Raw genomic sequence first — 6363 nt, forward strand, 5'->3', positions numbered from 1 at the left:
ACCGACCTTGGCCTTGAACTCGGCCGTATGCACCCTGCGTTTTTTACCTTCACTCATTTGCTGTTATCCCCTTCACGGACCACAGCTTAAACCATCGTCTCAGATTCGGGATCCACTATACCCGGCATGCATGAAAAAACCGTCGATGGCGTCGATTTGCACGTGCTTGTCGGCCGCGATGTGCATGGCGACTTCGTCGTCATCGACCATGCCACCGAATATGAAAAAATCGAACTGATGGTCTACAGCATATTTGCCCTGGGCTTTATCGGTTTCCTGATTTGTGCTTCCCTGCTGGGGGCCTTCATCGCCAACCGCCTGGTGGCGCCAATCATGGCCCTGCGCAGGCTGTCAAGGCGGGCGAGGCGGCGCTGCCGCTGCAAGATAGTGCCGATGAACTGGGGATGCTGGCGCGTGCTTTTGCTGCACGTACGACGGAGTTAACGGAAGTTCTTGACCGTGAGCGGTTTTTCACGGGCGATGTCAGCCACGAGTTGCGCACCCCGCTGACCGTGATTACGGGCGCGGCAGAAATCCTGATGGAACAAGGTGGCCGCGACCCTGTGGTGCGTGCCGCCTCCGAGCGGATTTACCGGGCCGCGCGCGAAGCCAGCGATTCCGTGACGGTGCTGCTGCGCTTGGCACGTGCGCCAGAGTTGCTGGAATGCGCGTCGCTTTCCGTGGCAGAACTGGCGCGGCAAGAGTGCCTGCGCTATCAATCGTATACGGCAGGCAAACCGCTTACCCTCGTGTTTGCGGGCGGCGATGACTTTCTGGTCAACGCCCCGCGTGAGTTGCTGAGCGCCGCCATCGGTAATCTGGTGCGCAACGCCTGCCAATACACCATGCAAGGCGAAGTCATCGTACGCCTCGCCGGACGCGCGCTGATTGTCGAAGACACGGGGCCCGGCTTGCCCGAGGCGGCGAGAGCGCGCCTGCTGCATCAGCCGATACCGGCCAATCTCGGTGGCTCCTCCGGCACTGGCCTGGGGCTGGGGCTGGTGCAGCGTATCTGCCTGTATCTGGACGCCAGCCTGGCGTTCAGCGTCCGTCCCGGCGGCGGCACCATGCTGCGTATTGATTTTATGTAAGTTTCATTCGTGTTGTGCGTGTACTTCACGAAAACTTAACGAGCAGCTGACGTGCATTTCACTTGCATGCCTGTATGGTCGCCCTCGAAGCTCATCTTGCCACGCCATTGTTTTTGGTGGGGAAGCGTCATATTCTCTTCATATTGACACTGTACGATGACTCTCGTGGCTGCTGCCCGTCATGCGGCCGGTTCTTTTCATCTCATCAAGTAACTGTGCACATCCATGCTGGCCACACTGAAGCTCCTCAAAACACCCAAGGGTATCGATAGCGCGTTGATGTTGTCGGCCATGCTGATCATTGGGATTGGTAATTACAGCAATTTCGACCTGACACTCGCTGACAGCATGTTTGATAGCGCGCGCGGGCAGTTTTCCGTCAATGCCAATGCGTTGACGGGCAGTTTTCAGTCCGGCATGACGATGCTGGCCGCCGCCGCGATATTGCTGGCCATCTGGGACACCCTGCGTCCTTTGCACTGGTGCGTATCGCACCGCACGGCCTTGCGCGTCCTGGCGCTGTCGGCCATGCTGGTGCCGCTCAGTATTGATCTGTTGTCTACTTTCAGCGGCGTGCTTTGCCCTGGCGACTTGCTGCGCTATGGCGGCCTGGAGCCGTATGCACGCCTGCTGGAAACCGCGCCGGCGCATGCGTCCGCCACGGTGTGCCTACCTGCCACACAGGCGAGCCATGCTTGGTGTCTGCTTGCCTTGCCGCTGTTTTTCTGGCCGCGCCAACCCCGCTTGGCGGCCTTGGCCGCCGGCGTCATGTTGCTGTGCGGCTTGGGAGTTGGCTGGCTGCAACAGATGCAAGGTGCACAGTTCTTTACGCATACCTTGTGGTCGGCCTGGATCGCCTCCTTCTTCGTCTATCTGCTGTATCAACTGTTGAAAGCCGACGACGCGTTGGCCTGAAACACAAAAGTACGTCACAATCTGCCTGTCGAGTTGTCGTTTCATACAAAAACAGGAGCACCATGAACGAGCAGATTGCGAGAGATGTGGTATTGGTTCGGGCTATCGAGACGGCTGACCAGAAAAAAGAAGTCCTCAGCGATGACGACCGCATGTATGCCAGCCGCAGCGCGCGCGAGCTTGCCCAATGGCAAGCTTCCGGCAAGCAGGCCGAAGTTACGGGTGATGACTTCTTGCAACAGCGCTCCGAACTGATCCTCAAGCGGATCACCGAGCGCACACCCGCTTTCGCCGCTTTTGCGAAACGCCGCAACGGCATGAAAACCCTGGCGCTGGTCTTGCCCCTGCTGGCCCTGCTGCTGGGAGCCGGACTCGACCGCATCACGGATCCCCATCGCGTCGATTTGTTGTCGGCACCCTTGCTGCTGATTATCGCCTGGAATGTGCTGGTCTACCTGGGTTTGCTGATCTGGCTGTGCATTCCTTCACATCAGCTGGGCTGGCCGAAAGCAGGGTTGGTACGCCACCTGAGCGTTGGCCGCCTGGCCTTGCCGCGCAAGCTGCCGCACGCCTTGTCGACGGGCTTGCTCAGTTTCATGGGCGAATGGGCGCACCTGAGCGCCAAGCTGACTGCCGCTCGTCTCAGCCGCACCATCCACCTGAGCGCCGCCATGTTTGCCATCGGTGCCGTTGCCTCGCTGTATGCGCGCGGCTTCCTCTCGCAATATGCGGCCGGCTGGGAAAGCACTTTTTTGAATGCCAGCCAGGTGCACAGCCTGCTCTCGACCTTGTTTGCGCCAGCCCTCGCCTTGTTTCATCTGCAAGGCTTTTCGCTGGCGGAAATCGAAGCGCTGCGTTTCCCGCAAACCACCACCGTGGAAGGCGGCGCGCGCTGGGTACATTTGTATGCAGCAACGATTTTCCTGCTGGTGGTGGTGCCGCGCCTGATTCTGGCCCTGGCCAGCAACTGGCGCGCCGCGCGCCTGGCGAAACACTTCCCGCTTGATCTTGATCAACCGTATTTCCGCAAGCTCAATGAAAGCATCGGCGTGGCCACGGGGGGCATGCTGCGCGTTTTGCCCTACAGCTTTACCGTCGATGAGGCGCGTCACAAGGGCTTGGGCCAGCTGTCCATCATGCTGTTCGGCGAGCAGGGGCGCATGATGCTGCGGCCATCGACGTCCTATGGCGAAGAGCCGCAGGAAGTCCTGCGCGGCACGGACTTGAATGATCCGCAAGTCAATATCACGGCCGTGCTGTTCAATCTGACGGCGACGCCGGAAAAGGAAAATCACGGCGCCTTTCTCGATTATCTGGTGCAGTCGTCGACGCGCGGCATTGCCGTCCTGATCGACGATTCCAGTTACCTTGAGCATGCTGGCGAGCAGGTGGACAATGGCGCCCGCCTGGCGGAACGCGTGGCCTTGTGGCAACAGTTCTGCCAATTCCACAAGACGACGGCCACCCTGGTCAATTTGCTCAATCCTGCCCTGCATCCGCTCGACGCCGGTATCGGGCTGAAAGTGTCGGCAGCAGTATGAGTGTGAATATGAATAAAGACGGACAGGATGATGCGGTGCAGATACAGTTTGCGCTGATTTCGCATACAAATAATGGCAAGACGACTCTGGCGCGCACCTTGGTGGGCGTGGATATCGGCGAAGTGCGCGACGCCGCCCACGTGACGGTGTTTGCAGAATCGCATACCTTGCTGGCCACGCCGCAGGGCGATGCCTTGCAACTGTGGGACACGCCCGGCTTTGGCGACTCCGTGCGCCTACTCAAGCGCCTGGGCCAGTCAGGCAATCCCATCGGCTGGTTCCTGCGCGAAGTGCTGGACCGTTATCGCGACCGTCCCTTCTGGCTCAGCCAGCAGGCCTTGCGCACGGCCAAGGATGCGGCCGACGTGGTGCTGTACCTGGTCAATTCCTCGGAAAACCCGCGCGATGCGGGCTACTTGCCGGCGGAAATGAAAATCCTTGAATGGCTGGGTAAGCCCGTGGTGGTCTTGCTTAATCAGATGGGGCCGCCATGGTCGGGCGATGCAGAACACAGCGAACAGGCGCGCTGGCGCGAGCATTTGCAGCAGTATCCCATTGTGCGCGATGTCTTGGCGCTCGACGCTTTCGCCCGCTGTTGGGTGCATGAGCGCGTGTTTTACGAAGCCGTGGGCAAATTGCTGCCGCAATCGCAACAGGCTGGTTATGCGCGACTATTTGCGACTTGGCAAGCGCAGAATGCGGCGCGTTTCCAGCAGGCCATGCATTTGCTGGCTACGCAACTGGCGGTAGCGGCGCAGGATAGCGAGGCGATCGACCCCATCTCCAGGGGCTTGTTGAAATCGGCCTTGCAGGCGGTGGGTATCGGCAAGAATGAAGAACAGCTGCGCCAGGAAAAGGCCATGGCCAACCTCGTGACGCGGCTTAATGCGCGCAGCGGCGTGACCACGCGTGAACTATTGATCCTGCACAAACTCGACCCCACCGATGCGCATAAGATCAATGCTCGGGTGCGGGAAAATTTCGCCGTCCGCGCACCGATCGACAAGGCGCAAGCGGGTTTATTGGGCGCCATGATTTCCGGCGCGGCGACGGGACTGTCGGCTGACCTGATTTCCGGTGGCCTGACCTTGGGTACGGGCGCTTTGTTGGGCGGCGTGGTCGGTGCATTGACGTTCGCGGGCGCCGCCTGGGGTTTTAACTCCAGCACGGACCGCAATGAACCCATCATGCAATTTACCGATGCTTTCCTGCGCACCCTGGTGGTCGCGGGTGTACTGCGCTATCTGGCCGTCGCGCACTTTGGCCGTGGCCGGGGCAATTTCGTTGAAAGCGAAGCGCCGGCATTCTGGCAAGATGAAGTCGAGCAAGCGGTGGCGCGCCATGATGGTGCTTTATTAGAGCTATGGAAAGAAGTGCGTCGGGAAAAATCACCGGAGCAGGCGGTCGAGCGTGTCTTGCCTGTCATCACGGCCATTGCGTCCGATACCTTGGCACGCCTGTATCCGGATGTGGCGCGCCTGGTGTAAAAGCTGGCGTGCATCGCATCTCACCAACAGGATTACCCATGGCCACACACAGAATCGCAGTCATCGCCGGCGATGGCATAGGCAATGAAGTCATGCCGGAGGGCTTGCGTGTCCTCGAGGCCGCCGCACGCCGTTTCCATATCGACCTGCAGTTCACCACAATGGCATGGGCGAATTGCGACTATTACCTGGAACATGGCCAAATGATGCCATCGGACTGGTTCGCGCAGCTCAAAGATTTCGACGCCATCTATTTTGGCGCCGTGGGTTGGCCAGACAAAGTGCCTGACCATATCTCGCTGTGGGGATCATTATTGAAATTTCGCCGCGAATTCGATGAATACGTCAACTTGCGGCCCGTGCGGCTGATGCCTGGCGTTCCGTGCCCGCTGGCGAATAGAAAACCGGGCGATATCGATTTCTATGTGGTGCGTGAAAATACGGAAGGAGAATATTCTTCCGTGGGCGGGCGCATGTTCGAGGGCACGGAGCGCGAAACGGTGCTGCAGGAATCCATTTTTACGCGCAAGGGTGTGGACCGGATCCTGCAATATGCGTTTGAGCTGGCGCAAAGCCGGCCCAAGAAACACCTGACGTCGGCCACCAAGTCGAATGGCATCGCCATCAGCATGCCGTACTGGGATGAGCGGGTGGAAGCGATGGCGCCAGCGTTTCCCGATGTGCGTTGGGACAAGTACCACATCGATATTCTGGCGGCACGTTTTGTACTCAGTCCCGAGCGCTTCGATGTGGTCGTGGCCTCGAACCTGTTTGGCGACATCCTGTCCGACCTGGGCCCTGCCTGCACGGGCACGATCGCCATTGCGCCGTCGGCCAACATCAATCCCGAGCGCACTTTCCCGTCCCTTTTCGAACCAGTACACGGCTCCGCACCGGATATCTATGGCCAGAATATCGCCAACCCGGTCGGCATGATCTGGTCGGGCGCCATGATGCTCGACTTCCTGGGCAATGGCGATGCCAATTACAGGGCCGCGCATGATGCGATTTTACGCGCCATCGAACAGGTACTCGAACACGGTCCGCGCACGCCCGACATGGGTGGCAACGCCAGTACGACCGATGTTGGCATGGCGATTGCAGACTTGCTGAAATAAAGCTTGCCGCCTGCGAGGGGCTTTGCTATAGTTCGCCTCCCCGATGAGACGCACTAGTTTGCGGCACAAAAGGGACAGCCTTCAGGGGCTGGGTAGTAAGTTTTTAAGCGCAATGCGCTGAAAAACGAAGGTTGACAAAGTAGCCGAAACGCTTCATACTCTTCCTTCTTCGCAGCTGACAAACACAACGCTTTGTCGATAGCGCGAAAGC

Annotated in this window: 6 protein-coding genes; all 6 read left to right on the forward strand. The window is 59.1% G+C overall.

Annotated elements, in window-relative coordinates:
- The first annotated feature begins 126 nt into the window (after positions 1-126).
- The 6 genes from ACQ4W6_RS25440 to ACQ4W6_RS25465 all read left to right on the forward strand — a co-directional run bounded on the left by ACQ4W6_RS25440 (position 127) and on the right by ACQ4W6_RS25465 (position 6152).
- Positions 127-444, forward strand: a complete 318-nt coding sequence (locus ACQ4W6_RS25440) for a hypothetical protein (protein ID WP_436569943.1) — start codon at positions 127-129, stop codon at positions 442-444.
- A gap of 50 nt (positions 445-494) precedes the next feature.
- Complete coding sequence (locus ACQ4W6_RS25445) at positions 495-1091, forward strand: ATP-binding protein (protein WP_436569944.1); 597 nt, start codon at positions 495-497, stop codon at positions 1089-1091.
- Between the two features lie 225 nt (positions 1092-1316).
- Positions 1317-2006 carry a phosphatase PAP2 family protein gene (locus ACQ4W6_RS25450; RefSeq protein WP_436569945.1) on the forward strand — a complete coding sequence of 230 codons (690 nt, stop codon included), beginning with the start codon at positions 1317-1319 and terminating at the stop codon, positions 2004-2006.
- A gap of 62 nt (positions 2007-2068) precedes the next feature.
- Positions 2069-3547: a DUF2868 domain-containing protein gene (locus ACQ4W6_RS25455; protein WP_436569946.1), complete on the forward strand. Its 1479-nt coding sequence runs from the start codon at positions 2069-2071 to the stop codon at positions 3545-3547.
- Positions 3548-3555: 8 nt separating this feature from the next.
- Positions 3556-5034 carry a DUF3482 domain-containing protein gene (locus tag ACQ4W6_RS25460; RefSeq protein WP_436569947.1) on the forward strand — a complete coding sequence of 493 codons (1479 nt, stop codon included), beginning with the start codon at positions 3556-3558 and terminating at the stop codon, positions 5032-5034.
- A gap of 38 nt (positions 5035-5072) precedes the next feature.
- The gene (locus ACQ4W6_RS25465; protein ID WP_436569948.1) at positions 5073-6152 is read left to right on the forward strand and encodes a tartrate dehydrogenase; all 1080 of its coding nucleotides are present in this window, start codon (positions 5073-5075) and stop codon (positions 6150-6152) included.
- Positions 6153-6363 lie beyond the last annotated feature (211 nt).

Source organism: Janthinobacterium woesei, assembly GCF_051380875.1.
GTDB lineage: Bacteria > Pseudomonadota > Gammaproteobacteria > Burkholderiales > Burkholderiaceae_D > Janthinobacterium.